At 40.6% G+C, this 26586-nt stretch carries 29 protein-coding genes; 27 read left to right on the top strand and 2 right to left on the bottom strand.

The genetic code is table 11. The features are described 5' to 3' along the window. Positions 1–3: 3 nt before the first annotated feature. From HCJ66_RS04070 to HCJ66_RS04030, 9 genes are all read left to right on the top strand, one after another. On the top strand, positions 4–834 hold the full coding sequence (locus HCJ66_RS04070) for a TIM barrel protein (RefSeq protein WP_187132012.1): 831 nt from the start codon (positions 4–6) through the stop codon (positions 832–834). Positions 835–1030: 196 nt separating this feature from the next. Continuing rightward, a complete protein-coding gene (locus tag HCJ66_RS04065; RefSeq protein ID WP_187132011.1) occupies positions 1031–1249 on the top strand; it encodes a hypothetical protein in 219 nt (72 codons plus the stop codon). Position 1250: 1 nt separating this feature from the next. Beyond that, on the top strand, positions 1251–1541 hold the full coding sequence (locus tag HCJ66_RS04060; RefSeq protein WP_187132010.1) for a hypothetical protein: 291 nt from the start codon (positions 1251–1253) through the stop codon (positions 1539–1541). After that, positions 1541–3049, top strand: a complete 1509-nt coding sequence (locus HCJ66_RS16085) for a TNT domain-containing protein (protein ID WP_246438550.1) — start codon at positions 1541–1543, stop codon at positions 3047–3049. The genes HCJ66_RS04060 and HCJ66_RS16085 overlap by 1 nt, the downstream gene beginning before the upstream one ends. After that, complete coding sequence (locus tag HCJ66_RS04050; protein ID WP_187132009.1) at positions 3049–3372, top strand: Imm59 family immunity protein; 324 nt, start codon at positions 3049–3051, stop codon at positions 3370–3372. Before HCJ66_RS16085 ends, HCJ66_RS04050 begins: the two co-directional genes overlap by 1 nt. A gap of 4 nt (positions 3373–3376) precedes the next feature. Then, positions 3377–3706, top strand: a complete 330-nt coding sequence (locus tag HCJ66_RS04045) for an Imm59 family immunity protein (protein ID WP_187132008.1) — start codon at positions 3377–3379, stop codon at positions 3704–3706. A gap of 6 nt (positions 3707–3712) precedes the next feature. Continuing rightward, positions 3713–4039 carry a hypothetical protein gene (locus HCJ66_RS04040; protein ID WP_187132007.1) on the top strand — a complete coding sequence of 109 codons (327 nt, stop codon included), beginning with the start codon at positions 3713–3715 and terminating at the stop codon, positions 4037–4039. A 238-nt stretch (positions 4040–4277) separates the two neighbouring features. Next, a complete protein-coding gene (gene lipL, locus HCJ66_RS04035) occupies positions 4278–5123 on the top strand; it encodes a lipoyl-[GcvH]:protein N-lipoyltransferase (protein ID WP_187132006.1) in 846 nt (281 codons plus the stop codon). 21 nt (positions 5124–5144) lie between these two features. Continuing rightward, positions 5145–6473: an HD domain-containing protein gene (locus HCJ66_RS04030; RefSeq protein WP_187132005.1), complete on the top strand. Its 1329-nt coding sequence runs from the start codon at positions 5145–5147 to the stop codon at positions 6471–6473. A gap of 75 nt (positions 6474–6548) precedes the next feature. On the opposite strand, the gene HCJ66_RS04025 is transcribed toward HCJ66_RS04030, so the two are convergent. Further along, a complete protein-coding gene (locus HCJ66_RS04025; protein WP_036094230.1) occupies positions 6549–6734 on the bottom strand; it encodes a 2-hydroxymuconate tautomerase in 186 nt (61 codons plus the stop codon). Between the two features lie 78 nt (positions 6735–6812). Between HCJ66_RS04025 and HCJ66_RS04020 the strand changes: the two genes are divergently transcribed. From HCJ66_RS04020 to HCJ66_RS03955, 14 genes are all read left to right on the top strand, one after another. Next, a complete protein-coding gene (locus HCJ66_RS04020; protein ID WP_187132004.1) occupies positions 6813–7466 on the top strand; it encodes a site-2 protease family protein in 654 nt (217 codons plus the stop codon). Between the two features lie 68 nt (positions 7467–7534). Continuing rightward, positions 7535–7984, top strand: a complete 450-nt coding sequence (locus HCJ66_RS04015; protein ID WP_425489611.1) for a YwiB family protein — start codon at positions 7535–7537, stop codon at positions 7982–7984. After that, entirely contained in the window at positions 7981–9651 is a 1671-nt protein-coding gene (argS, locus tag HCJ66_RS04010) for an arginine--tRNA ligase (protein ID WP_187132003.1), read from the top strand. The genes HCJ66_RS04015 and argS overlap by 4 nt, the downstream gene beginning before the upstream one ends. A gap of 61 nt (positions 9652–9712) precedes the next feature. Next, positions 9713–9862, top strand: coding sequence for a hypothetical protein (locus HCJ66_RS04005; RefSeq protein ID WP_187132002.1), 150 nt, complete (start codon positions 9713–9715; stop codon positions 9860–9862). A 138-nt stretch (positions 9863–10000) separates the two neighbouring features. After that, positions 10001–10543: a DNA-directed RNA polymerase subunit delta gene (gene rpoE, locus HCJ66_RS04000; protein WP_187132001.1), complete on the top strand. Its 543-nt coding sequence runs from the start codon at positions 10001–10003 to the stop codon at positions 10541–10543. 389 nt (positions 10544–10932) lie between these two features. Continuing rightward, positions 10933–12528: a CTP synthase gene (gene pyrG / locus HCJ66_RS03995; RefSeq protein WP_187132000.1), complete on the top strand. Its 1596-nt coding sequence runs from the start codon at positions 10933–10935 to the stop codon at positions 12526–12528. A gap of 112 nt (positions 12529–12640) precedes the next feature. After that, entirely contained in the window at positions 12641–12835 is a 195-nt protein-coding gene (locus HCJ66_RS03990; protein ID WP_425489610.1) for a PLDc N-terminal domain-containing protein, read from the top strand. Further along, positions 12832–13746 (top strand): ABC transporter ATP-binding protein, encoded by a 915-nt coding sequence (locus HCJ66_RS03985; protein WP_246438548.1) that lies wholly within the window; start codon positions 12832–12834, stop codon positions 13744–13746. Before HCJ66_RS03990 ends, HCJ66_RS03985 begins: the two co-directional genes overlap by 4 nt. Beyond that, on the top strand, positions 13743–14552 hold the full coding sequence (locus HCJ66_RS03980; protein ID WP_187131998.1) for an ABC transporter permease: 810 nt from the start codon (positions 13743–13745) through the stop codon (positions 14550–14552). Before HCJ66_RS03985 ends, HCJ66_RS03980 begins: the two co-directional genes overlap by 4 nt. 246 nt (positions 14553–14798) lie before the next feature. Then, positions 14799–15173, top strand: coding sequence for a GntR family transcriptional regulator (locus HCJ66_RS03975; RefSeq protein ID WP_187131997.1), 375 nt, complete (start codon positions 14799–14801; stop codon positions 15171–15173). 12 nt (positions 15174–15185) lie between these two features. Continuing rightward, a complete protein-coding gene (locus HCJ66_RS03970) occupies positions 15186–16058 on the top strand; it encodes an ATP-binding cassette domain-containing protein (RefSeq protein ID WP_187132106.1) in 873 nt (290 codons plus the stop codon). Continuing rightward, positions 16059–16694: an ABC-2 transporter permease gene (locus HCJ66_RS03965; protein ID WP_187131996.1), complete on the top strand. Its 636-nt coding sequence runs from the start codon at positions 16059–16061 to the stop codon at positions 16692–16694. A gap of 13 nt (positions 16695–16707) precedes the next feature. Continuing rightward, positions 16708–17352 (top strand): ABC-2 transporter permease, encoded by a 645-nt coding sequence (locus HCJ66_RS03960; RefSeq protein ID WP_187131995.1) that lies wholly within the window; start codon positions 16708–16710, stop codon positions 17350–17352. Between the two features lie 273 nt (positions 17353–17625). Continuing rightward, complete coding sequence (locus HCJ66_RS03955; RefSeq protein WP_187131994.1) at positions 17626–18450, top strand: aldo/keto reductase; 825 nt, start codon at positions 17626–17628, stop codon at positions 18448–18450. 54 nt (positions 18451–18504) lie between these two features. On the opposite strand, the gene HCJ66_RS03950 is transcribed toward HCJ66_RS03955, so the two are convergent. Next, positions 18505–20805 carry a GW domain-containing glycosaminoglycan-binding protein gene (locus tag HCJ66_RS03950; RefSeq protein ID WP_187131993.1) on the bottom strand — a complete coding sequence of 767 codons (2301 nt, stop codon included), beginning with the start codon at positions 20803–20805 and terminating at the stop codon, positions 18505–18507. Positions 20806–21260: 455 nt separating this feature from the next. Between HCJ66_RS03950 and HCJ66_RS03945 the strand changes: the two genes are divergently transcribed. The 4 genes from HCJ66_RS03945 (at position 21261) to HCJ66_RS03930 (ending at position 26398) form a co-directional block, all read left to right on the top strand. Continuing rightward, positions 21261–22178, top strand: coding sequence for a diacylglycerol kinase (locus HCJ66_RS03945; protein ID WP_187131992.1), 918 nt, complete (start codon positions 21261–21263; stop codon positions 22176–22178). Between the two features lie 282 nt (positions 22179–22460). Further along, a complete protein-coding gene (fba, locus tag HCJ66_RS03940; RefSeq protein ID WP_181676354.1) occupies positions 22461–23315 on the top strand; it encodes a class II fructose-1,6-bisphosphate aldolase in 855 nt (284 codons plus the stop codon). Between the two features lie 227 nt (positions 23316–23542). Next, positions 23543–24697 carry an FAD-dependent monooxygenase gene (locus HCJ66_RS03935; protein ID WP_187131991.1) on the top strand — a complete coding sequence of 385 codons (1155 nt, stop codon included), beginning with the start codon at positions 23543–23545 and terminating at the stop codon, positions 24695–24697. Positions 24698–25126: 429 nt separating this feature from the next. Continuing rightward, positions 25127–26398 (top strand): UDP-N-acetylglucosamine 1-carboxyvinyltransferase, encoded by a 1272-nt coding sequence (locus tag HCJ66_RS03930; protein WP_187131990.1) that lies wholly within the window; start codon positions 25127–25129, stop codon positions 26396–26398. The last annotated feature ends 188 nt before the right edge of the window (positions 26399–26586 follow it).

Here is a 26586-nt window from a genome sequence, read left to right as displayed (position 1 = left end):
CTTGTGTTGCAAATTGCCATTCGTGGACATGATTTAACAAATATTAATTCAATTGAAGATTTAGGGATTAAAACACAACTTTCAGGTGTTCGAAATATGCAGTTGGCGCTGGGGTTATCTTTTCCGAATATGCCATCGGATACTTCTAACATCAATCCAGGGATGGGAAACTATTTTAAAACAAGATTAGTAGAGCGTGGCGTTAACATAGCGATTCTGAGTTGTTATATCAATATGATTCATCCGGATTTAGCAACAAGGGAACGGCTTTTGCAGAAATTCGAAGCGTATGTGAAGAACGCGAAATATTTTGGTGCCTCAATGGTTGCTACCGAAACCGGATGCGTATTTCCCGAAATATCCTACACGACAGAAAATTTTACGGAAGAGGTTTTTCAAGAAACGGTGCAGGTGATTAGGCGTCTGGTGGCATTTGGAGAGAAGCATGGTATGATGATTGGTATCGAACCTGGGCTGAATCATCCTATTCACTCGCTAGAAAAAACGGCGCGTTTAATTGAATTAGTGGATTCTGATTTTCTCGGTATTATTTTAGATCCAACTAATTTAATTACGGCGGAGAGTTATGCGAATCAAGGAAAGATGGTTGAGCAGGCTTTTGAGTTATTTGGAGACAAAATCTGTGCGGTTCACTTGAAGGATTTTGTGCTAGAGAACGGCGGGGTGAAACCAGTTCCTTTATTTGAAGGCCAGATATGTGTGAACGAGATACTATCGACTATTTCGCGCTATAAACCGCATAGCTTTGTCGTGTTAGAAGAAACAAAAGATGAATGGATTGGAAAAGCAGTACAGCGATTGACTAGCATGTAATAAGGCGTGGGAACAGTGATGTAGAATCTGGAATTTGGATTTTATATTGCTGTTCTTTGCTGTTTAAATGATGGTAGTAAGGGGTTGAAAAAACGCGTATTCATTTAAAATGCAAAATTGCATAGAGTGCTCCAATTCGCGGTGGGAGTATGCTATAATACTCTTTGGAAGATACTAACACGAGAGGAAGTGTCCTATGCCACATTACGAACAAGTTCGGCATGCGATATCTGCTAGAAAACATACTTTAGAGAGCATCATAGATGGAATTAGGAGTAGAAAAAACGGGATTCAAGATGAAAATCATGAAGCAGAGGAAAAAATGATACATAGGCTCAATCAAATGAAAGCGGAAGCCAAAGACATGATTTCTCACTGTGAGCAGACCGAGAATGCTTTACGGAGGAAGATATGATATGTCAACGCAAATCGATATAGACACAGCTTGGGTTTTGAAACAATTAAAAAAGGGCGAACAAGCAGTATCAGGTTTTAAAGCCGAAGCCACAAAGATTCAACACACCGTGGACAAATTAAATAAGCAAGTTTCTCCGGCTTTTATGACACGTTATATGGAGGTGAAAGAGGGATTAGTGACAGAAATAAAAGCGGATCAATTGACGAAATTAAAACAGGCTTTTGTGGATAGTCAACTGGCGGTACATGCATTTATCAAAACGGATGCAAAGCTAGGAGGCAAAGGCTGATGGATTTCAAGCTAAACATGGGAGAATTGGAAGATGTATTGACATCGCTCCATAAAATGAAAGCCAGCTTAAAAACGTTAGACCGTGTATTAGTCAACATACAAAATGCCATCGCTCAACAACAAGGGAAATTAGCTGAAGCGTTGACAATGGAATTTGGCGCCCATCGAGACGACATTTCTCGGCAACAAGGAACGGTGACAAAACTGTTTACGTATTTAGAAAACTATGTGAATGATTTGAAAGACATAGATAGTCCGACCTACCGCAATAGAGATATGTTAGTGGATGCGCGAGGGCTTCAACAACTAGCAGAAACCCAACGAGATATATTAGACCATGCTAAAAGTGACGTCTTTCGAGTGCCACAACCAAGTATAGGTACTATTCCAGATGACCCTGACGAATTATGGGTGATGCGCCATAATCAAGGTTTAATGGAAGATTTAGATGACTATTTGAGGCGAAAATTAACCCAACTACAGCAAAATGAAGGCGAAGCGATGCATCGGATTAGCCAAGATATGCGACGCCTCATGGAAATGGATCACGCACACGCCTCTAAAATTGAGGAAGATTATCGGCATTATGATCGAAATAAAGTACGACAAATCGGTGCTTCTACGAGAGATTCTATTTTTGGGTTTGGGAAAAGTGCGATAGAAAGTTTGAAACATCCAGAAAAGCATTTAGAGAGCATGGCTATGCTGATGAAGAACCTACGTACTGACCCATCAGGAACAATGGGGATGTTCTGGAATGGTATCGTGTCTAGCTATCTAGAACCCTATAAAAAGGGAGATGCCTATGGATTAGCTAGTACCACTATCTTTTTGGCTAGTATGTTCGGTATTACGAAAGGTATTAACGATTTCAGCAAGATAAAAAATGTGAAAGATGTCAGTGCTAGCTCTAAAGTCAATAATATAAGTGAAGAAGTTGGAGCGGTTGTAAAGCCTTTCTCTCCTAAGAAAATCGTTTTAGAAAATGGAGAAATAGCATATGAATCAAAATGGGGAGCCTTGGTGCGCTCTCCTAAATACCTAGATGAGTCAGGCGATATAAAATGGCCAAAAGCAGATGGTTTTGTTGTTGATAACACTGGAAAAGCTATTACGTTTGATGCGAAATTGAAAGCTGGACAGGTTATTGACAGATATGGCGATCCATTTGGTAAATTTACAAGCCCGGTTGAAAACGGCAAAATATTAGAGTACGATACTAGGGGCCTACCCTATCCTGAAAGCGTAAAGCCTTATTACCAGTACAAGGTTATGAAAGACATAAATTTAGAAAATGTTAAAGAGGCTTTTAGTAAGTTGGATATGGGAAACCAAAGGAAGCTTTTAGAATCCATGAAAGACTATAAATTCACTTTTGAAGATATTGCACGTCCACAACAAGGTAAAATTGCAGAGGTTTTTGGAGCAGGCGGCGGATCTCAAATTCAATTGGGAACAGTTGTAGACTGGTATGAAAAATTAGGACTCTTAAAGGAGGTCAAATAATGAATTATGATATAAATGAAGTAAAAGCGCTATTAGAGGATGATATTCGTCTATTAGGATATGAAACGTTGAGATATTCCATTTTTGAAGGTGCAGAAAATGGGAGAGAAGAGTACCAACTAAGAATGGAAAAAAATGAAGATTGCTTTGAAGTATATATGACAGCTGACCGTGCTAGTGTAATGGGGAAATATACATTTGAAAGTCCTTTTGATGCAATGGACCAATTTTTAAGCATCATGCAGAGTAGAATTTTAACAAATCGCAGACGAGTAAGGGATGGAGAACCGCCTGAATATTCCTGTTCATTGTGGGATAAGTAGCTTGATGAGTATAGATAGTATAAGTATTAGTAAATTAAAAGCAATTATCATTTCGGAAATTGAAAATAAACATTATGAAACCCTTCGTTATGTGCTATTCAATGACAAAGATAGGACCCCATATGCTGTTCATTTATTCTGGGATGATGGGAAATTTATAGTCAATTCTAGAGATGAGAGAAGCTATGTGATTGGAAAATCATTTGAATTTAACAGTTTCGAAGAGGCAAAAGAAAGATTCTTTAGAAACTTATTTCTAACAGTAGAAATAAGTAGAAGCGACGTAGCGGGTGGACATAAAGCAGACTATCCATCGCCACTTTGGGGGGAATAGTAGGGATTGTTTTGTACTAATCGCGATTTAAAGAAATTAAAAATACTATTTCCGGAGCTACTAACTTTTTTAGAGCAATACGGCAATGCAAAAATTAAGCCACAAATGTCAACAATTGCGACTATTATAGACTATATAAATAATAGCGCTGATGGAGATAAAACAAAGATTATGCACGTTGTAAAGTTACATCGCAGCCTTTACCCGCCGCGAGAGGGTTTATCAGATTTCTTTGTTTGGGACGATGATTTTCAGAAAAGAAGGGAACTTAATGCGCCATTAGAAAAGATTTTAAAAGATATTTGGTCCATTTTAAAAAAGTATGAATTATGATGGGTAAAAAAATAGAAGTAAAACACCAATCAGAACGCGATCGGTGTTTTTCATATAATCCATCTTTGCCCCTAGTCCACCCCTGATAGTTTATTTATATAGTCAAATGTAATCATATGTTAAATAGCTACAAAACGGTTGAAATGCTATTGTATCAACAATTGCACTTTTATAGTGACCGCGTAGGCATTTAGATGATACAATAACAACAAAGATTACTGGAAATGGAGTCAATAAGATGAAAGAAGGACTTGATTTATTAAAGCAAGAAAATTGGCGATTTATCGATCAAACGATGGTGCAAATTGCTTTTGACGCCTTGCAATCGTTTGCGACGGATGATACGCTTTGCCGCTCGGTTGGGAGTGAGATATCGCCTCCTACAACGAGAGCGTGGGTGCATCATGATACGATTTCAATGGGGATTCAAGATACGAAGTTGCCTGATCTAAAAGCGGGCATTGCTTATTTTCGTGAGCAAGGATATCGAGCGGTTGTTCGGAATTCTGGTGGTTTGGCAGTAGTACTCGATTCTGGTGTGCTCAATCTTTCGTTAGTTTTTCCAGATGTGGAGCGAGGGATTGCGATAGACCGTGGATATGAGACGATGTTCGCGCTTATTAAACACATGTTTCCAGCCTTTGCTTACAAGATGGAAGCGCGTGAAATAGTTGGGTCTTATTGTCCGGGAAGTTATGATTTAAGCATTAATGGTAAGAAATTTGCAGGTATATCTCAGCGTCGTATGGCGAAGGGGGTTGCGGTCCAAATATATTTAGCGGTCAATGGAGATCAACAGAAGCGGGCGGAGTTAATCCGTGAATTCTATCGTATTAGTGGGAAAGATAAGCAAGAAAAATATACGTATCCAGATATCGATCCAGCTGTTATGACCACGTTGTCGGAGCTTTTTGAAGAGCCGCTTGAAGTGAATGATGTGATGGTGAAGTTGCTCAATGCATTGTACCATTTTGCGGGACGTTTGGAGTCCAGTCGACTAATGGGAGAAGAATTAGACTGGTATACAGCTTATTACGAACGGCTTATACTGAGGAATGAGAAAGTTTTAGCAAATCTATTATAGTTTAGAGAGGGAAGATGACATGTGACATATTTAGAGACGAAATTACCAGAAGTAAAAGTATTTAAAGATCCTGTACATCGATATGTGCATGTTTCTGACCAAATTATTTGGGATTTGATAGCGACAAAAGAATTTCAACGATTGCGCAGAATACATCAGTTAGGCACCACCTCGCTTACCTTTCACGGGGCTGAGCACAGTCGATTTAATCATTCGTTAGGTGTGTATGAGGTGACGCGACACATTGTAGAAGGAACATTTGCGAATGAGATTCAGTGGGATAATGAAGAACGATTGGTAGCCCTGTGCGCGGCATTGTTACATGATTTAGGACATGGCCCGTTTTCACATGCTTTTGAGAAGGTTTTTAGCACGGATCATGAACATTATACGATGGCAATTATAACAGGGAATACCGAGGTGCGAACTGTTTTGGAGCGAGCGGGGATACATTTTCCAGAGAAAGTGGCCGCGGTTATCAATAAAACCTATCAGAACCAGACGCTCGTTAAGTTGATTTCCAGTCAAATTGATGCGGATCGGATGGATTATTTGTTGCGAGATGCTTATTATACCGGGGTTAGTTATGGAAATTTTGATATGGAACGAATTATGCGTGTGATGCGTCCCAGTCCGGATGGTAATGGGGTTATTATTAAAGCTTCAGGAATGCATGCGGTGGAGGACTATATTGTAAGCCGTTACCAGATGTATCAACAGGTCTATTTTCATCCGGTGAGTAGGAGTGCGGAGGTTCTTCTGTGGAAAATACTAGAGCGTGCGCAGAATTTACATGAAAGAGACTATCATTTTGCGCAGACGCCAGTGCAGTTGTTACCGTTTTTGAATCGCGATGTTTCGTTAGAGGAGTATATTACGCTCGACGATACGGTATTAATGTATTTCTTTTCAGTATGGCAGTACGAAGAGGATGCTATTTTGAGTGATTTATGTAGTCGGTTTTTAAATAGAAGATTGTTGCAATATATTAATTATGATTCAAAAGTGGACGCGGAACTTTATTTGAAGTTGAAGGGGTTGCTAGAGCAGGCGGATATTGATCCAGAATACTATTTGGTGATTGACTCGACATCAGATTTACCATATGACTTATATGAGCCGGGAGACGTCGCTGGGAGGTCGCCTATTCAATTATTAATGCCGAACGGAGAATTGCATGAACTATCGACGGAATCTTCTATAGTGGAGGCTATTGCTGGTAAGAGACGTGTGGATATTAAGCTGTACTATCCACTTGATTTTATAGAGAGCGGACGCATTAATGCCGCTATTTCGGAGGAAATTGTAAGTTTGATACATGCGCATTCTTTGAAAGAATATAAGCGCTGAAAAAAAGTGCTGTATCATAGTTTGCTACAGAAGCAGAACGTGATGCAACGCTTTTAGTGGAAAAGAGTTTAGTGCTTAAATGTCAGATTTCCGAACACCAGCTACGCCATAATCTGTTTTTTTCATTTCTTCTAGAATCACGTGGATGTTTTCTTTTGGTGCACCTAAATTTTTCGAAACAGCTTCTGTTACGTCTGCTACGACCGCTTTTTTCTGATCATCTGTTCTGCCTTCTAGAAACTTTATTGTTACGAACGGCATGAAATTCACTCCTAAGTATTGATTTAATGAGTGTATTATAACATAATTGAAGTACTACAATACAGAAGGAGATTATTCATGGACAATTTTTTAGCCTATCCGTTGCAAGATTTGCCTTACGTCATTGTGACGCTTTTGATTGCTTTTACGATACATGAGTTGGCGCACGCTTGGGTTGCTTTGTTATTTGGCGATGATACTGCGAAGAATGAGGGACGTATTACGCTTAATCCGTTGAAACATATTGATCCGATTGGTTTTATTTTTGTTATTATCGCTGGATTTGGTTGGGCCAAACCGACACCTGTTAATGCGTATAAAATGAAGCATCGACGAGTTGGAAGTGTGTTAGTGAGCTTGGCTGGTCCAGTTAGTAATTTGTTGCTTGCTTTTATTGGAGTAGGACTTTATTTTTTATTTTTACAAATGGATGTGGCTTATTCACAGATTATCTTGCCCTTCTTCAATTTGTTCGTGTCGCTGAATGTGATCTTATTTATTTTTAATTTATTACCATTACCACCATTAGACGGATATCAAATTGTGTCGGAGTTTTTACCTTTGAAATGGCGATTGAAGGTACAGGGTTATGAGAATTACGCGTTGTTGTTTTTCTTGATTTTAGTTATCACACCGCTTTCGAAGTATACGATATCGCCAATTTTTAACACACTTATTCCTTGGATAACGGGGGAAATGGCAAGTTTCTATTACTTTGTTTTTCAAATTTGAGGTTGCATTTTAGCCTTTTTTTCACTATAATGTAGTGCATTCGAAATTATATGGGGGGACTTTAAAGCGTGAGTAATAAGGAAAAGACGCCGGTACAGTTGCGTTTAAAGACGATTTCTAAGCAGGAAATGGAAGAGGAACGTACGGAGTTAACGCTATCTGGTGTGTTTTATTTGGATCATACCACGGGAAGTCGTTACCTTCATTATGAAGAAGAACAAGAAGCTGGGGCTATTAGGACCGTTTTGAAAATAACAGATCAAGAAGTTCTGTTGATGCGAAGTGGTGCCGTGAATATGCGCATGCATTTTTTCAGAGAGCGTAAGCGTAGCACGGTCAGCGTAGACTACGGTGTCGGTAAACTGATGATGGAGTCTGAGCTTTTGAATATGGAAGAAGTTTACGTACAGGAAGATCTTTTTTCTGGGAAAATTAACTTTCAGTATGAGTTGTTAGACAGAGGTGTGAACATTGGAATTTTTGATGTCTCGATGATTTTAGAGGAGGATAAAGAATGAATGTTAGTCAAAAAAGTCAACAAGAGTTAATCGCAATTATTAAAGAAGCAGTGGTACAAGGATTGGGTATTGAGCAAGAGCAGGTACCATCTATTTTATTGGAAGTTCCTAAGGACAAACAACATGGAGATTATTCTACCAATATCGCTATGCAATTGGCGCGCGTAGCCAAGAAAGCACCGCGAGCTATTGCAGAGACGGTTGTAGCGGCAATTGGAGAAACCCATACGCTAATCAATAAAATAGAGATTGCTGGACCAGGGTTTATTAATTTTTACTTAGATAATGCTTACTTGACGGCTTTAATACCTGTCATTATGGATGCTGACGATACTTATGGTGCAAGTGATACGGGCAAAGGCAAGAAGTTTCAGATTGAGTTTGTTTCGGCGAATCCAACAGGAGATCTACATTTAGGCCATGCACGGGGCGCGGCGATTGGTGATTCATTGGCCAATATTTTGACGATGGCAGGTTACAGTGTATCTCGTGAATACTATATCAATGACGCAGGTAACCAGATTAATAATTTAATTTTGTCGACAGAAGCTCGTTATTTAGAGGCGCTAAATATTGACGCAGAGTTCCCCGAAGATGGTTATCGTGGTTCGGACATCATTAATCTTGGAAAACAATTAGCTGAAAAATACGGAGATAAGTATGTCAATGAAGATGTTGATGTGAGACGGGAGTTGTTCCGTAAAGAAGCATTGGCTTTTGAAACAGCAAAACTACGCGAAGATTTGGCGGAATTCCGTGTTCATTTTGATAGTTGGTTCTCGGAAACGACACTGTATGAGAACGATAAAATTATGCCTGCGTTAGCCAAACTTCGTGATAATGGCTATATTTTTGAAGAGGAAGGTGCCACTTGGCTTCGGACAACAGAATTTGGTGATGATAAAGACCGCGTGCTTATTAAATCGGATGGCAGTTACACGTATTTCTTACCAGATATTGCGTACCACTTAGATAAGTTAGAGCGTGGATTTGATGTTCTGATTGATGTTTGGGGAGCGGATCACCATGGTTATATTCCTAGGATGCGTGCTGCTATCGAGAGTTTGGGATACAGCCCAGATCACCTTGAGGTAGAGATTATCCAATTGGTTCACCTTTACGAGGATGGTAAGCAAGTGAAGATGAGCAAACGTACAGGTAAGTCAGTAACGATGCGCGATTTGATTGAAGAAGTTGGCTTGGATGCGACGCGTTATTTCTTTGCGATGCGTAGTTCAGATACACATATGAACTTTGATATGGGTCTTGCCAAATCGACGTCTACTGAAAATCCAGTTTATTACGTACAATATGCACATGCTCGGATTTCGAGTATTTTACGCTCAGGGGTGGAGCAAGGCTTTGCTTTGAGTAAGGATGCAAATATTGCTTTGTTGAATTCTGAGATGGATTACAACTTATTGAAAGTATTAGGTGAATTTCCAGATGTTGTGGCGGAGGCTGCAGAGAAAAGAATTCCACACCGTATCGTTCGCTATTTGAATGATTTAGCGTCTGCCTTCCATCGTTTTTATAACTCTAATAAGGTGTTGGATATGGAGAATAAAGAGGTTTCAGAAGCACGCCTTGCTTTGATTAAAGCAACTCAAATCACGTTGCGTAATGGACTTACATTACTTGGTGTTTCTGCACCAGAAAAAATGTAATTAGAAAGTTATTTTGACAAGACGAGCACTAGAAAAATTTTAGATCGGGGTTTTGCGAATTATGCGCTATATCATTTTCATGTGTATTATTTTTTTGATGCTTGTCATTGCGACGGCGATTTTATATAGCATGCAATTAGGCTCTATCCCGATACTATTGCTCGCGATTTTGCTGTTTTACATTGGTTATTGTGCCCTGACAAAGTTATGAATATGGAAGTGATATAAGGATTATTTCAGAGTATGTTATAATTTTATTGTGTTCAGCGTCATTTACATGTAGAATAGATAGAGTCAGAAAAATGCAGTTTAGGAAATTATTTTTTATTATAGAAGGGGCGTGCCAGCTTTGGATTTAAGCCAATTGACAAAAGAAGAACGTAAAGAGTTATCTTTGATTGAAGTGGCGCACTATGTTCTTGAAAAAAGAAGAGAAGTAATGCCATTCCAAGCGATTGTGGATGAGATTACGAAGTTTCTTGATTTAAGCGAAGGCGAAGTAAGAGAGAGACTTGTTCAATTTTACACGGATATGAATATTGAGGGTAATTTTATTTCTCTTGGTAATAATACTTGGGGACTACGTGCGTGGTATCCGATCGATGCGATTGACGAAGAAGTTCAAACGCAGACAAAACCTAAGAAGAAACGTAAATCAGACGATGACGACGATGATGACGAAGAAATCGATGAGGACATTCTTGACGATGATGTCGATTACGAAGAAGACGATGTGGTAGAGGAACTTGGAGAAGAAGAAGTAGTTCTTACAGATGGTCTTGTTAGTGATGACGATGATCCAGAAGAAGGTCACTTACCAGATGGTATCGAAGGAGATCTGACAACTATTGTTGAAGACGATAGTGAATTTGAAGATGAATTCGAAAAGTAAAAAAATGCATACCTGCTTCTGAATCAAGAGGCAGGTTTTTTGTGTGAAGAAATGAAAATCGATTGAAAAATATTTTTAGCCTCTGGTTGCAATGCTTGAGGGCGTTTTCATGAAATAAAGGGTTGACTTATTTGCGCTATCTATGTAATATTTTATTTGGGCTCCTTTTTATAAGGACGGATATAAATATTGCGCTCCCTTACTTTGCAAGACGAGTAAGTGGGCGTTTTCTTTTTGTGTGGTGAAACTTGCCGCACGTTAGAAGTATGAGCCAAAAGTATAGAGATGCTATTGGTGATTTTCTTTTTTTAGCAATGAAATTTTGCAAGCAAAGGTTCTCCACCCCGAAAATAAATTTCGATAAGGCGAAAGGAGTAGATTTTAGAACAATGACAAAGTATATTTTTGTGACAGGTGGCGTCGTTTCATCGATTGGTAAAGGGATTACGGCTGCTTCACTTGGTAGACTACTTAAAAACCGAGGACTTAGTGTAACGATTCAAAAATTTGATCCTTATATTAACGTCGATCCTGGGACGATGAGCCCATATCAACATGGAGAGGTTTTTGTCACGGATGATGGTGCGGAAACTGACTTGGATTTAGGTCATTATGAGCGTTTTATCGATATTAATTTGAACAAGTACAGCAATGTAACGACGGGGAAAGTGTATTCCGAGGTTATTAAGAAAGAGCGTCGCGGTGATTATCTTGGCGGAACGGTGCAAGTTATCCCGCATATCACGAATGAACTGAAAGATCGTGTTTTCCGTGCGGCTCGTATGACTAATTCTGACATTATTATCACGGAAATCGGCGGAACGGTTGGAGATATTGAGTCGTTACCGTTTATTGAGGCGATTCGCCAAATTAAGAGCGATGTTGGTGCAGAAAACGTGCTGTACATTCATACAACGTTAATTCCTTATATTAAGGCTGCTGGCGAAATGAAAACGAAGCCGACGCAACATAGTGTGAAGGAACTTCGTAGCTATGGTATTCAGCCGAATATTATTGTTGTTCGGACGGAGCAACCTGTTTCTCAAGAAATGAAAGAGAAAATCGCGCTATTTTGTGATGTGAGAGCGTCAGAAGTTATCGAGGCGCGTGATGAGGACACGTTATACAATGTCCCCCTTTCTTTACAAGCGCAAAAAATGGACCAGATTGTATTGGATCACTTGCAGTTGGAGGCACCTGTTGCTGACATGTCTGAATGGGAAGAGCTTGTCCATAAAGTGAAGAATTTGACGAAAAAAGTTCGTATCGCGCTGGTTGGTAAGTATGTTGCGTTACCGGATGCGTATCTTTCTGTAGCAGAAGCACTGCGTCATGCGGGTTATGCGAACGATGCTGAGCTTCAAATTGACTGGGTTGACTCAGAGGAAATTACGCCTGAGAATGTCCAAGAAAAAATTGGTCATGCGGATGGTATCCTAGTTCCTGGTGGTTTCGGAGATCGCGGCATCGAAGGCAAAATTACTGCGATTAAATTTGCACGTGAGAATAAAGTGCCGTATTTCGGTATTTGTTTGGGTATGCAGTTGGCAACGATTGAATATGCACGTAATGTGATGGGCTTGGAAGATGCAAATTCTGCGGAAATCAATCCGAAAACACCGCATGCGATTATTGATTTATTGCCAGAGCAAAAACATGTGGAGGATATGGGTGGAACATTGCGTCTAGGTCTTTATCCAGCACGAATTAAAGAGGGTACAAGAACAGCGGAAGCCTATGGCGCGACGTTGGTTGAAGAGCGTCACCGTCACCGTTATGAGTTCAATAATGAGTACCGCGAACAGTTAGAAAATGCAGGAATGACAGTATCAGCAACGAGTCCAGATGGTCGTCTTGTTGAGGTTGTGGAGATTACGGATCACCCGTGGTTCGTGGCTTGTCAATATCATCCAGAATTCATCTCACGTCCAACTCGTCCGCAGCGTCTATTCCATGATTTTATTGCGGCATCATTGAAAGAATAAGTTTTTTGAAGCCGAGCGATATGCGTGATGTGTATCCTCGGCTTTTTTGTATTGACTTTTATATGCATCTGTTATATCATTTGTATAACAGATGATTTTGGAAAGGATGAGCATGATGTCAAATACGTTAGCCCTATTAGCACCAATTTTTATTTTGTACGTAATATTATTAGTAACAGCTTTGGTAGATTTAATTCGTCATTGGAACAGCCGGCAAAATCCAGTTATTTGGTTGGTGGTTATTTTGTTTGTTACTACAATTGGATCGATTATTTACTTTATTTTTGGTAGGAAGGATTATCGATGATGGAGAAAATATTGGAGATTACGAATTTATCGAAGCGATTTGATGCATATCAGGCTGTAAAGGATGTTGCTTTTCAGTTAGAGGCTGGGGAATGTGTGGCTTTGCTTGGACCTAACGGGGCTGGGAAAACAACGATTTTGAAGATGATTGTGGATATGATAAATCCGGATAGCGGGACGATTCATATTTGTGGCGGAGAAAATACGAAGATGAAAGCGCAAATTGGTTTTTTGCCGCAGTATCCTAATTTTTATGGTTGGATGACAGCAACGGATGCTTTGCAGTTCATGGGGAAACTTTCTGGTATGGACAAGGCGGCTTTGGCGGAACGGATACCCGAGGTTTTGATGCAAGTTGGACTGGATGCGGCGCCGAAGCAGAAAATTGCTACTTTTTCAGGAGGAATGAGGCAGCGATTGGGGATTGCGCAGGCGATTTTGCACCGACCGGCGTTATTGATTATGGATGAACCTGTTTCAGCGCTTGACCCGATTGGGCGTCGTGAAATTATTGAGTTGATTCAGTCTTTGAAAGGTGAGACGACGCTCTTGTTTTCTACGCATATATTAGCGGATGTTGAAGAAGTATGTGAACGTGTGTGCATTATTCGAGATGGCGAGATTGTGGCAGATGATAGGATTGTTCGTCTAGTTCAAGCGAATGCGACGCCTGTTTTCGTTTTAAAAGGTGAGATAGGGACGTCGAAATTTGAGCGCTTGATTATGGACGAGGCAGCGATTAGTCGAGTAGAGCATAAGCATGGCGCGTTATACTTGTACTATCAGGAAGATGCGGATGCGGCGCGCGAAGCTATTTTGCGTGTGCTTATGGCGACTGGAATTGCTTGGACGAGTGTGAGTCAAGCCGAGGAGACGCTTGAAGACGTCTTTTTAAGGATGGTGGGCAAATGAACAATGTGATGACGCTTTTTCTAAAAGAGCAGATGGAACAGTGGCGGAGTTTGAAATGGATTTGGTTGCCGATTGTGTTTGCGATTCTTGGTATGATGCAACCGCTGATGATGTATTATTTGCCTGAAATTATGGGGGCAATGGGTGGCGATGGCGGTGAGCAGGGGGCGGCAATTGCTGATTTGATGGGAGTTGTGAATGCGCAACAAGTGATGGCTGGAACGCTTTCTTCGCAGTTCGATCAGCTTGGAATTATTATTTTGATTGTGGCATTGATGGGCGCGATTATTTCTGAAAAAAATAATGGGATGCTGGCGTTTATTTTAACAAGGCCTGTAAAAGCATGGCAGTATATTTTAGCAAAATGTTTTTCTCAAGCCTTATTAGTGTTTATTTCGCTAGGGTTAGGATATTTTGCGGCATATTATTATGTTTACTTATTGTACGGTGGAATTCAGATGGCAAGCATTTTTGCCGGATTTGGCATTTATTTTGTATGGTTGTTATTTATAGTCTCGGTAGTGCTCATTTTAGGAATCGTATTTCGTAGCACAGCGGTTGTCGCGATGATAGGAGCTGGTGTCGCGATTATTCTAGAATTGGTGAGTGGAGCTTCGGGATGGGCACAAATCTTCAATCCTGCTTATTTGAGTGCGAATGCGACTAACATGATTATGATGGGCGGCGTAAAGAATTATTTTGTAGGGAATTTAATGGTTACGCTGTGCTTTATCGTTGTGTTGCTTGGGCTATCGATTTTCTTATTGACGAAGAAGAAATTCCATATTGGTAGTTCGCATGAATAGAATATAAACTCTAATGGAAATCTCATGTGTTTTTCCTCACAATGTTAGACGGTTCATGTAATATAGTAAATGTAAACAAGGTAGCTATTACTTTTTCCCCCTTTTTAGTAATAGGATATCTAAACTCCTTTTTCCCAAGTTGGTTCCCCCGCCAGCTTGTTTTTTTTTGCGTTCTTAGGATTGCAATATGTAGCTTATCCGTGTATACTGTATATATGTTATATATACAATTATGTGGAGGTGCGTATGAAGATAATCATTACGAATACGTCCAGATTGCCGATTTATGAGCAAATTGCTTCACAGATTCGCAACCAGATTATCAATGGCGAATTAGTTGGGGATTACCAATTACCTTCAATTAGAGCATTGGCGAAGGAGTTACAGGTCAGTGTTATTACAACGAAGCGCGCATACGAGGAGCTGGAACATGATGGCTTTATTCAGACTGTCGCTGGGAAAGGTACCTATGTCTCTAATCAAAATATGGCACTAATTCGGGAATATAAGGTAAAGGACTTGGAAAAAAAGATAATTCAAATATTGCAGTTAGCAGAGGATTTGGGACTAACATATAAGGATGTTCGTGACATGATGGATTCGTTGGCAGAGGAGGAGTAGAGTATGGATAATATTTTAGAAGTAAAGCGTGTTTCGAAAAAATATAAAGATTTTACCTTGCGAAATATTTCTTTCCAATTACCAAAAGGCTACATTATGGGGCTGATTGGTGTGAACGGTGCGGGAAAAAGTACGATATTAAAAATAATTATGGATTTAGTGCAGAAAAATAATGGGGATGTTGTTATTTTTGGGAAGAATACGAAAGATGCGATGGAAGAAATAAAGCAAGACATTGGTTTTGTTTTCGATGAGAACCATTTCTATGAGCATTTGACCTGTGAGCAAATGAAACGGATTATTGCGCCTTTTTATCAGAATTGGGATGAGGCAGCATATCAGAATTACATGAAGATGTTCGAACTTCCAAGCAACAAGAAAATAAAAGTGCTTTCTAAAGGAATGAAAATGAAATACAGTATTGCGATTGCTCTCAGTCATCATGCGAAGTTGATTATTATGGATGAACCTACTGCGGGACTTGATCCAATTGTGCGGCGCGAGTTGCTTAGTGTTTTGCAAACCGTTGTGATGAGGGAAGAAGTATCTGTGATTTTTTCCACGCATGTAACCGCCGATTTAGAAAGAGTGGCTGATTTTATTACCTATATACATGAAGGACGAGTATTTTTCAGCGAGGAGAAAGATAGTTTATTGGAGCAATATGTAATTGTTAAGGGCGATCAAGATTTATTGGATAGTGAGGCTAAAAGTTTATTTGTTGATGTGGAAATTGGAACGTTGGGATTCCAAGGATTGTCCAAACAAGTGGAGGAAGCTAGATTCTATTTTGGTGATGAAGTTATTTTTGAAAAACCGACCATAGAGGACATTATGTACTACACAGTCCAAGCTACTAAGAAGAGACGACAAGGGGTAATGTAGATGTGGCAATTGATTTGGAAAGATGTGATGATTCAACGAGGTTCGATTATATTACTTGCGGTATTGTTATTATTTATTGTGATGTTTGGCGCTAATATCGGAATGCCAGCGTTTATTTTCTTGTTGTTGGGAGTTTTGGTTGCAGGTGGAAGTTTTATAGCCAAATCGATCAGTAGAGATGAAGATAACCATACATTGTTATTTGTGACTTCTTTGCCAGTTAGTAGAAAAGATGTTGTGATGGCGCGTTACATCGGTACGATAATTAGTATGCTTACAGCGATAGTATTTCTGTACATCGTAACAAGTATTGTCATGTGGACACTTATTCCGATAGCGGATTTTTTTGTGAGCACGGGGACTGCTTTGGTGATAGTACTCGGTGTAACAGCGCTCCTTTTTCCAATATATTTCTGGCTTGGCTACGACTCGATGAAATATGTATTGAGCGGATTGATTATTTTTTATGTTTTATTGACATTCCTAACAAGTCTCCCGAGTGTGCAGAGAGTTATAAAATGGATTGCAGAATGGGGATATAGCTCGATACTAATGCTACTGCTTGGATTGATGATGATACTTTATCTGGTATCAATGCGCCTCTCCATTCGAGTTTTAGGATTCACAGATTTATAAGGGGGGAATTATATTGTATGCATTAATAAGAAAAGATTTTCGTGTTCAGACAAAAGTAGTGGCATACTATCTTATTTTTGTAGTGGCGCTATTAACTTTATGGATGAGCCAAGATTTTGTAACATGGGTGCTCTATGCTTTAGGGGCGACTATGATCTCAATGGCTCCTATTTTTGCAGCACTTAGCTATGATGATAAAAGTGGCGGTGGGTTGATAGTAAGTTGGCCGATTTCAAGGGCAAAGGTAGTTATCTCGAAATATGTATCTAGTTTGGCATATATGATTTTTGCTATGCTTTTCATTTTTATAGTCACATTAACTATTGGTTTATTTATTGGAAATAGAGGCGGGATAACGGAACATTTTATTTCGATAGGTTTTGTTTTTGCTGGACTATGTTTCTTTTTTGCTATTGTTCTGCCTTGTTACTACTGGCTTGGGTTTCAGCGATTGAGTTATATGTATACAGCTCTAGTTGTTCTTTTAGGCGTGCTGCTAGTGGCTATGTATCAATCTGAATTTGGTCATTGGCTGCTACAGTATTTGATGCATATATCGAACAATGTGCTTGCAGGTCTCTTTCTGATTATTTCTATTTTAGCCTATACGATATCGCTATTCTGTTCTTTACGTATTTTTGCAAAAAAAGATTTATAAACACCGAAATAAATTTTTCATGAATTTCTCATCTAATTCTTGATGGGTTATCATGTACGACTTGTATTATAGAGAATGTAAAGAGGATAGCAATTACTTTTCCCCCTTTTTAGTAGTTGTTTATCCGACAAAACTCCCTTTTTAACCATCGCGGTTTCCCCCTTTTTCCGCGGTGGTTTTTTTGTGTCCAGAATTAGGAGGCTTAAGGCTTGCATCTCTGGGGGGCATTAGGTGTATAGTAGAGAGGTAAATAGAAATCGGGAGGCTGGTAAAATGAACATTAATGATACGGTAACACTTGCAAATGGCGTGGAGATGCCGCAGTTTGGTTTTGGCGTTTGGCGTGTGAATGATGGAGAAGAGGCAGTGAATTCCGTGAAGTGGGCGATCGAAACGGGATATAAGAGCATTGATACGGCAGCTGCTTACAAAAATGAGGAAGGCGTGGGACGCGCAATCAAGGAATCTGGCGTGGCGCGCGATAGCCTTTTTGTAACGACGAAGTTATGGAATGCGGATCAAGGTTATGAATCAACATTAGCTGCTTTTGACACGAGTCTGGAGAAATTAGGCTTAGATTATATCGATTTATACTTAATTCATTGGCCAGTAGAAGGCAAGTTTGTCGATACATGGCGTGCCTTTGAAAAATTATATGCAGATAAAAAAGTACGCGCGATTGGTGTTTGTAATTTCCATGAGCACCATTTGGATGAATTATTAAAAGAAGCAAAAATTGCTCCAATGGTGAATCAAATTGAGTTGCATCCGTTCTTATCTCAAGAACCGTTGCGTAAATATTGTGCGGATAAAAATATCATAGTAGAAGCATGGAGTCCGCTTGGCAGTGGCAAAATCCTTGATAATAGCGTCATTAATTCCATCGCTAAAATCTATGAGAAGTCAGTCGCGCAAGTCATTTTACGCTGGGATTTGCAACATGGTATCGTAACGATTCCAAAATCAGTTCACCAAAACCGTATTATTGAAAATGCGAATATTTTTGACTTTGAGTTGAAAGATTCGGAAATGAAGCTGATTGATAGTTTGAATCAGAATGAACGCACAGGCCCGGATCCTGACAATTTTAATTTCTAGACGAGAAAAAAGCAGTAAATCCATTTTTTAACGTGGATTTACTGCTTTTTCATGTTATTTAATATTTGCCATTAACGTCCAACCGATAACGACATTGCCGTTCTTGAGGCGGTACCATACTTTTCCTTCGATGTTAGCTTGACGATCTGCAGTTAAAGTTTTACCAGCAAATTTAGCTAGTGTTCCAACTTTAATCGGAGGATCATCAACTGGGAACGAATACAGTACACCAGCTGTATTGGCGACTTTTTTCGTTAGATTTACTGGTCTTTCGGCAATCGCACCATCATAAAATTTCGTCAGGGCACTTGCATTGACCCAGCCAAGAAGTTGACCGTTTGAACTGATTTGGTAGTATAGACCGCCAGTTGTTTTAGCTTCACGCAAGATGCGGAGCTTTTTACCGCTGTAATTGGAAAGTGGTGCAATTTTAGAATTTATACCGTATGTGTTCGGAACTAGTTTCCAAATATACTGACCGGCTGTTGTTTTCATTTTACCGTAAGCGGTCAACGTTTTGTTGTAAACGGGTTGGTCGTAATTAGTCGGCGTAACGCTCATTGCGCGAACCCAACCAATCGACTCGGAGCCATTTATTAGGCGATACCAGAGCGTACCGTTAACCTTGATTTGTTTATGAACCGTTAGCTTCAAGTTCAGATATTTCGTCAAATCACCTTTTCGCATGGAACTATCAACTACTGGGAAGTAATAAATAGAATCTTTCGGAAGTGCGACATAACGCGGTAGATTAGCCGTTTGTTCCATACTTGGTGTGTAGAAAATAGATACGGCTTTGCTGTCTACCCAACCAATTGTCTTACCATCGATGGCAAATTGGTACCAGATACCTTTGCTTGTTTTGGCTTCACGAACAAGTTTTAGGTTTTTACCGTTGTAGCTAGAAAGTGGATTGACAACTTTAGCTCCAAGTGTTCCGTTTGGTACGGTCCAGACATTATTGCCGGTCGCTGTTTTAACGCTCGCATAAGTCGTAGCACCCATTACTTTATCGTAAGCAATTTGATCGAAAGTGGTTGTTGTCAGGCTTGAAGCGCGAACCCAGCCGACTGCTTCGGATCCATTCATTAGGCGATACCATAATGTGCCGTTTAGTGTGATTTGCTTATTTGCAAGCAACGGTTTATTCGTATAAGAAGCTAATGTTCCTTTACGCATCGAGCTATCTATAACTGGGAAGTAATAAATGGATTCTGTAGGAACGTTGACATAGCGCGTTAGATTCGCGGTTTTTTCCATACTAGGTGTGTAAAAAGCAGTTACCGCTTTATCTTCCACCCAGCCGATTGTCCGACCGTCAATGCTAAATTGATACCACGTACCACTTTGCGTTTTTGCTGTGCGTAACAGTTTTAAATTTTTGCCAGTATAAGTGGAAAGTGGATTTACTTCTTTGGCTCCTGCTGTATTAAAAGGTGCCGACCAAACCGTGTTTCCAGCCGCAGATTTGACATTGGCGTAAGTTGTCGCTGCAAAAGGAACGTTAGAAAGAATGGTATCTTTACTAAACGTTTTGGATTTCTCAGTTACAAGTGCCAGGAACTCATTGTAGCTGTAGCCCCATTTGTTGAAATAGCCAATTGGATCGGTATGCGTTGTGCCACCAAGATATTTACTGACAGCATTATGCGTCCAAACCGTTCCAACACCATCTGTTTCAGCGCTATCAATCGGTAATTTATATTTATCTAGGATGTAGGCCGTGTAATAGGCATAATTATTAATCGAACGTGCAAATTCATCAAATGTATTGTGCTCCACCAGTTCGTACTGAACAAAGCGAGCATTGGCAAAACGTCCTGCGCCCCAAACACCATAATCGGTTGGGTGAATTTGAATAATATTGCCTTTATCGACAAAACTATGCACAAAAGCGTTCTCCCAGTTATGACTCATGTAGTCAACTTCGTTCTGAATCGTTGAATTCGGATTAGCCGTTTCATGCAAGACAACACCTTCTGGCTTACCGTAACCATTGCGATAGTTGAATTTCGTGAACTGCGATTGAATCTGGCTACTTAACTTTGCGTTTGCAAAATTATTTGATTTGATATAGTTGTTCACATTTGGATAGGCAGCTTTTGCGTTTAAAACTCGGCTACGATCAGGGATTGGTGCTTCCTGCTCCTCATCGGCATGTAAATCTCCGGTGAACGTGCCTTCTCGTTCTGCTTTTGGTACATAGATTGAATCATCTTGAATCGTTTGTGATCCATCTTTTGCAGTGACCGCGCTATTATCAGCAGGTTGTTGTTCATCAGCTAGGACTGATATCGGTAAAACAACAGTTGTCAGCCCGACAGTCACAATAACTGATTTTAATAAAGTCTTCAATTGTCCATCTCCATTCTAAAAAAGTCCCCTTTGGTAATAAAAACTATACAGCATAAACTTGGATGCTTTCAGTATATTCCCCACGTATACAAAGAATACTCCTATTATGTAGAAAATCAAGAAGAGAGTCAATAGAGTTTCCCTATCTTGTGTCCAATTTGAGCGAATGTAACTACTGATTAGGACCGTAATGGCGAGTGATACCAACAGTTTTAGGAGATCCAACTCAAAAATTGACAAATTACCTACAATTTCATGTCGAAATAACGTCAAAAAAGTCATTTAGAAAAATATATTGCATTAATAGTGACCAATATGCTCTTAAATATAAAAAAATGGAACATATTGCGTCAAATTTTTTACATGAAAAATATTTCTTCGAGGCGCCCAGTTTGACAAGAAAGAAGGAAAATAAGAAACTAAGACTATCACTGCATGGGAGAAGGGGAAAACAGATGTTAAAGCGGATGTTAATTATTTATAATCCAGTTGCTGGGCAGCGCAAGTTTCACAAGCTGATGCCAGTTGCAGAACAAGTTTTGGAAGCGGCGGGGTTCGACGTCACCTTGATTCCAACAACAGAACAAGCAAAAAGTGCGACTAAAATCGCGAAGCAAGGTGTATTAGACGGTTTTGCATTTATTGTTGCGGCGGGTGGAGATGGCACGGTAAACGATGTTGTTAATGGGCTAATGCAAGCGCCGACGCAACCTGTTTTTGGCGTTTTACCAGTGGGAACAACAAATGATTTCGCGCGCGCACTTGGGATGGCGAAAGACCCAGTGGAAGCTTTGCATATTATTGCAGCCGGTGCGACGATAAAAGTGGATGTGGGGCAAGCAAACGATCAGTATTTCATCAATAATGCAGCCGGCGGGAAAATCACCGAAATCACGTATGCTGTCAAAGAATCGATGAAAAATAAAATCGGACGCCTAGCCTACCTAGTAAGCGGAATATCACTATTACCGAAATTAGCACCAAAACAAGTAAAAATAACACACGATAAAGGCGTATTCGAAGGCGAAATCCTGTTGTTATTTGGCGCGCTAACAAACAGTGTTGGAGGCATGGAAAAACTGTGCCCACCAGCCTTATTGAACGACGGATATCTGGATTTACTAATTTTGGAAAAGGTTTCACCAATAAAACTACTCAAGTTGCTTGCTTCTATTAAGAACGGTTCCCATCTCGAAAGCGAAGATGTGGTATACGTTAAAACAAAACACGTAGAAATCGAATGCGATACGAGTTTGAATATAAGTTATGACGGGGTATACGGAGGCGAAACGCCATACAGCTTGGAAGTTTTACCAGAAAAATTGGCAATTTTGGCAGATGCAACCCGAATCGAGCATCGCTTACAGAAATAAAACGATTACATCAAAAATATCGACCTTCACTATGGTAAACTACTCACAAATCTGGTATTATTACAGTGTTAGGAAAAATAGCAACCGTTATTTTTCACAGCAGAAAATCAAATTTTGTAAGAGTCTAAAGCAAACTCGAATAAAGCCGAAGACCGCCAAACCATGGAAATTGGGTAGGACGTAAACGTGGCTTTACACAAATCGAGCGAAAGCGTTTGTATTCCGCCGATTTACCCGATGTATGCTCGAGACCTCTTATATTCCTGAGGAGGAAAATGTATTATGCCTATCGTTAGTATGACTGAAATGTTGAACAAAGCGTTAGCTGGTAAATATGCTGTTGGTCAATTCAATATCAACAACCTTGAATGGACTCGCGCTATTTTAGAAGCTGCAGAACAAGAAAAATCCCCTGTAATCCTTGGTGTTTCTGAAGGAGCAGCAAAATACATGGGCGGATTTACTACAGTAGTTAAAATGACTGAAGGACTTATGCATGACCTAAAAATCACTGTACCAGTTGCAATTCACTTGGATCATGGTTCATCTTTTGATTCTTGTAAAGCTGCAATCGATGCAGGATTCTCATCAGTTATGATCGATGGTTCTCATCACCCAATCGATGAAAACGTTGAAATGACTAAAAAAGTTGTTGACTACGCACATCCAAAAGGCGTTTCTGTTGAAGCCGAAGTTGGAACTGTTGGTGGCGAAGAAGACGGCGTAACAGGTGGAATCAACTACGCTGATCCTGCTGAATGTTTACGTGTTGTTAAAGAAGCTAACATTGATGCACTTGCTGCAGCACTAGGTTCTGTACACGGTCCTTACCACGGCGAACCAGTTCTAGGATTCAAAGAAATGGAAGAAATCTCGAAATTAACTGGTGCTCCTCTAGTACTACACGGTGGTTCTGGAATTCCTGAACACCAAATCAAACAAGCAATCGAACACGGTCACAGCAAAATCAACGTTAACACGGAATGCCAAATTGTTTGGACAGCCGCTGTTCGCGAAAAATTAGCTACAGACGATAAAGTTTACGATCCACGTAAAGTTATCGGACCTGGCCAAGCTGCGATTGTTAAAACGGTTGTTGCTAAGATCCAAGAATTTGGTTCAAACGGCAAAGCATAATTTTATACTAAATGATGATAACGAGCCAAATTTCGGCTCGTTATTTTTGTGGGTACTGTTTAAATGAAGTGAATGACAGTACCAATATGCATGAGAGTAAGTAATCCTTTTATGCACCAAGTCAAGACAGCCGAACCCAAATACATATACCAAAAGTCGGATATCCAATTTTCCCAAAGCTTGATACACTTAAAAAGAGAACGCATACAAAGAATGGAGTGCGAGAAATGGCAGATAAATTTTTAATTATAGGTGGTGGAATTGCCGGTTTGATGACAGGTATAGCACTACAACAATCCGGTTTTTCTGTAGAAATTTATGAGCAGGCTGAGGAAATAAAACGAGTTGGGGCAGGTATCACAATGGCGCCAAATGGGATGTCAGCGTTAGAGATACTAGGCTTGGCCGACCAAGTAAAGGCGATGGGAAATGTCAGCTCGAAAGGAATAGCAATTGTGGATGAGGCTGGAAAAGCTATTACGAAATTAGATGATGAGAAGTCTGCTTTCTCGATTTATGCGATACATAGAGGCGATTTGCAGGGAATTTTGTTACATGCTTTGAAAGAAGGTACGCTAAGATTAGGGAGCAGATGTCGAGATTTGGTGCAGAACGCTTCAGGAGTTGCGTTACAAATGGAAGATGGCTCTGAGGTTCGCGGGGATTACGCAATCGTTGCAGACGGGATTCATTCTGTTGCGAGGAGTCGTATTTTTGGCAAACAGCCGCTTCGTTATGCGGGCTACACCTGTTGGCGCGGCGTTGCTAAAACCTGGCCGAAAGATGCAGATACAAAGCTATTCACAGAAACTTGGGGTACAAAAGGACGCGTAGGAATTGTCCCTCTGGCAAACCAGGAAACATATTGGTTTGCGGTAGTTGGGGCTTCTGAGAACAGCATTGCGCATCAAGCATATGAATTATCGCATCTCGTAGAGCGTTTTGGTTCCTATCATCAGCCGATTCGGGACATACTGGAAGCTACAAATCCAGATAAGCTGATACGTGGAGATATTTTTGATTTGGAGCCTATGAAAAGTTTTGCAAAAGGGCGTGTAGTTTTGATTGGAGACGCGGCACATGCGATGACACCTAATTTGGGACAGGGTGGCTGTCAGGCGATGGAAGACGCGATTATTTTGCGCAATTATTTGAAAAAAATCGATAATGTGGAGCTAGCTTTCGAGGCATTCAGCCAAGCGAGGGTCGGCAGAATAAAGAAAATCACAGAGCGCTCACGGCTGATCGGAAAAGTTGCGCAATTGGAGGCGCCGTTTGTATGTAAGGTGCGGAATATGGGGATGCGCTTAGCACCAGTCTCAGCACAGCGGAAACAATTGGATTATATATATGATGTGGATTTGGATAGTGGAGGGGTTTGAGGAATGGAGAATTAGAACCCCAATATGCATGAGAACGAAAGTGAGCATGTAATCCATGCGCTGCGTCAAGACCAGCTTTTTCTGGTAGCCGCTCCAGTTTTTGTCGGAGCTGAACGGGCCGTTTCAGCTTTGTTGGGATTCTTAAGAAGCGTATTGAGCTGAATTAGAAGCCCAATATGCATGAGAACGAAAGTGAGCATGTAATCCATGTGCTGCGTCAAGACCAGCGCTTCCGGATCCAGCTTCAGAAGCCAGCCCCTCGAAGCTTTCGCGCCCTCCATAAAAACCAAGAGTGGGTTTTCATTGCGGTCGCTCCAAGCTTTTTCGGGTCTAACGGGCTTCTTCAGCTTTTCAATATTTGCAAATTTCCTCAATATCAGGGATAATTAGCAACAAGTGAAATCTTTTTAATTAGAAAGAAGGAACGGTATGATTGAGAAATTAGTAATAAAAGGTGGAAGAGAATTATCTGGGACGTTGCGTGTGGATGGTGCTAAGAATAGTGCTGTGGCGCTTATTCCTGCTACAATTCTGGCTGATTCAGATGTTACCATTGAAGGCTTACCCGATATATCCGATGTACACACATTATATGCAATTTTAGAAGAACTTGGCGGAACGATTCATGCTGACACAGATGCAGTCACAATTGACCCGTCTCATTTAATGGATATGCCACTACCAAACGGCAATGTAAAAAAATTACGCGCTTCCTATTATCTCATGGGTGCGATGCTAGGCCGTTTCAAAAAAGCGGTTATCGGGCTTCCTGGTGGGTGTTATTTAGGCCCGCGTCCAATCGATCAACATATTAAAGGATTCGAGGCATTGGGAGCTACGGTCACAAATGAGCAAGGAGCCATCTATTTACGTGCGGATGAACTAAAAGGTGCCCGGATCTATCTAGACGTTGTTAGCGTTGGCGCGACCATTAATATCATGCTTGCCGCTGTAAAAGCGACCGGAAAAACAGTTATCGAAAACGCAGCCAAGGAACCAGAAATTATCGATGTCGCGACTCTCCTTACTAGCATGGGAGCAAAAATAAAAGGTGCTGGCACAGATACTATCCGTATTGAAGGCGTTGAAACACTCCACGGATGCCGTCACACGATTATTCCTGATCGCATCGAAGCAGGAACTTTTATGATTTTAGCAGCAGCAGCGGGCTCTGGAATCAAGGTCGAAAACATTATTCCAGCTCATATGGAAGCAGTGAAAGCGAAACTCGTCGAAGCCGGCGTATCCATTGAAATGGATGAAGATTCTGCCTACATCGGGAAGAGTGGTTCCCTGAAAAAAGTAGATATCAAAACCTATGCCTATCCAGGTTTTCCAACCGATTTACAACAACCGATGACTGCGTTATTAGCCGGTGCCCACGGAAGTAGCGTTGTAACAGACACTATTTATCCAAGCCGTTTTAAACATATCGATGAGCTAAAACGCATGGGTGGCCGCTTCAAACTTCAAAGCCGTGCAGCCATAGTCACAGGTCCAACGCAGCTTAGGGGCGCTACAGTAACCGCATCAGATTTACGCGCGGGAGCCTCACTTGTTATCGCGGGTCTTGCTGCAGATGGTGTTACGGAAATCCATGGCGTTGAACATATTGAACGAGGCTACGGTCGCATTATCGAAAAATTAGAAGGTATAGGTGCTGATATTTGTAAGGTGTCGCAGGCCTCCGAAATCGTCTAGTCATTCAGCGGAGCGACAAGCACTCACCTTCGTCGTTAAAGCCTGTGCTCCAGTGCTCATGTACTTTAGTACATTCCGCTCCGGTGCGCGGCTTTGCCTAGAATCTGAGCGCTTGTCGCTCCGCTGAGATTTGGAGGGGAATCGTGAGATAGCGTTGAAACACCAGTTGGGTGGTAAAGCACTCCCCT

Source organism: Paenilisteria portnoyi, from assembly GCF_014322795.1.
GTDB lineage: Bacteria > Bacillota > Bacilli > Lactobacillales > Listeriaceae > Listeria_A > Listeria_A portnoyi.
The sequence above is the reverse complement of the archived record's forward strand: the minus strand, read 5'-3'. Positions and strand labels throughout refer to the sequence as shown.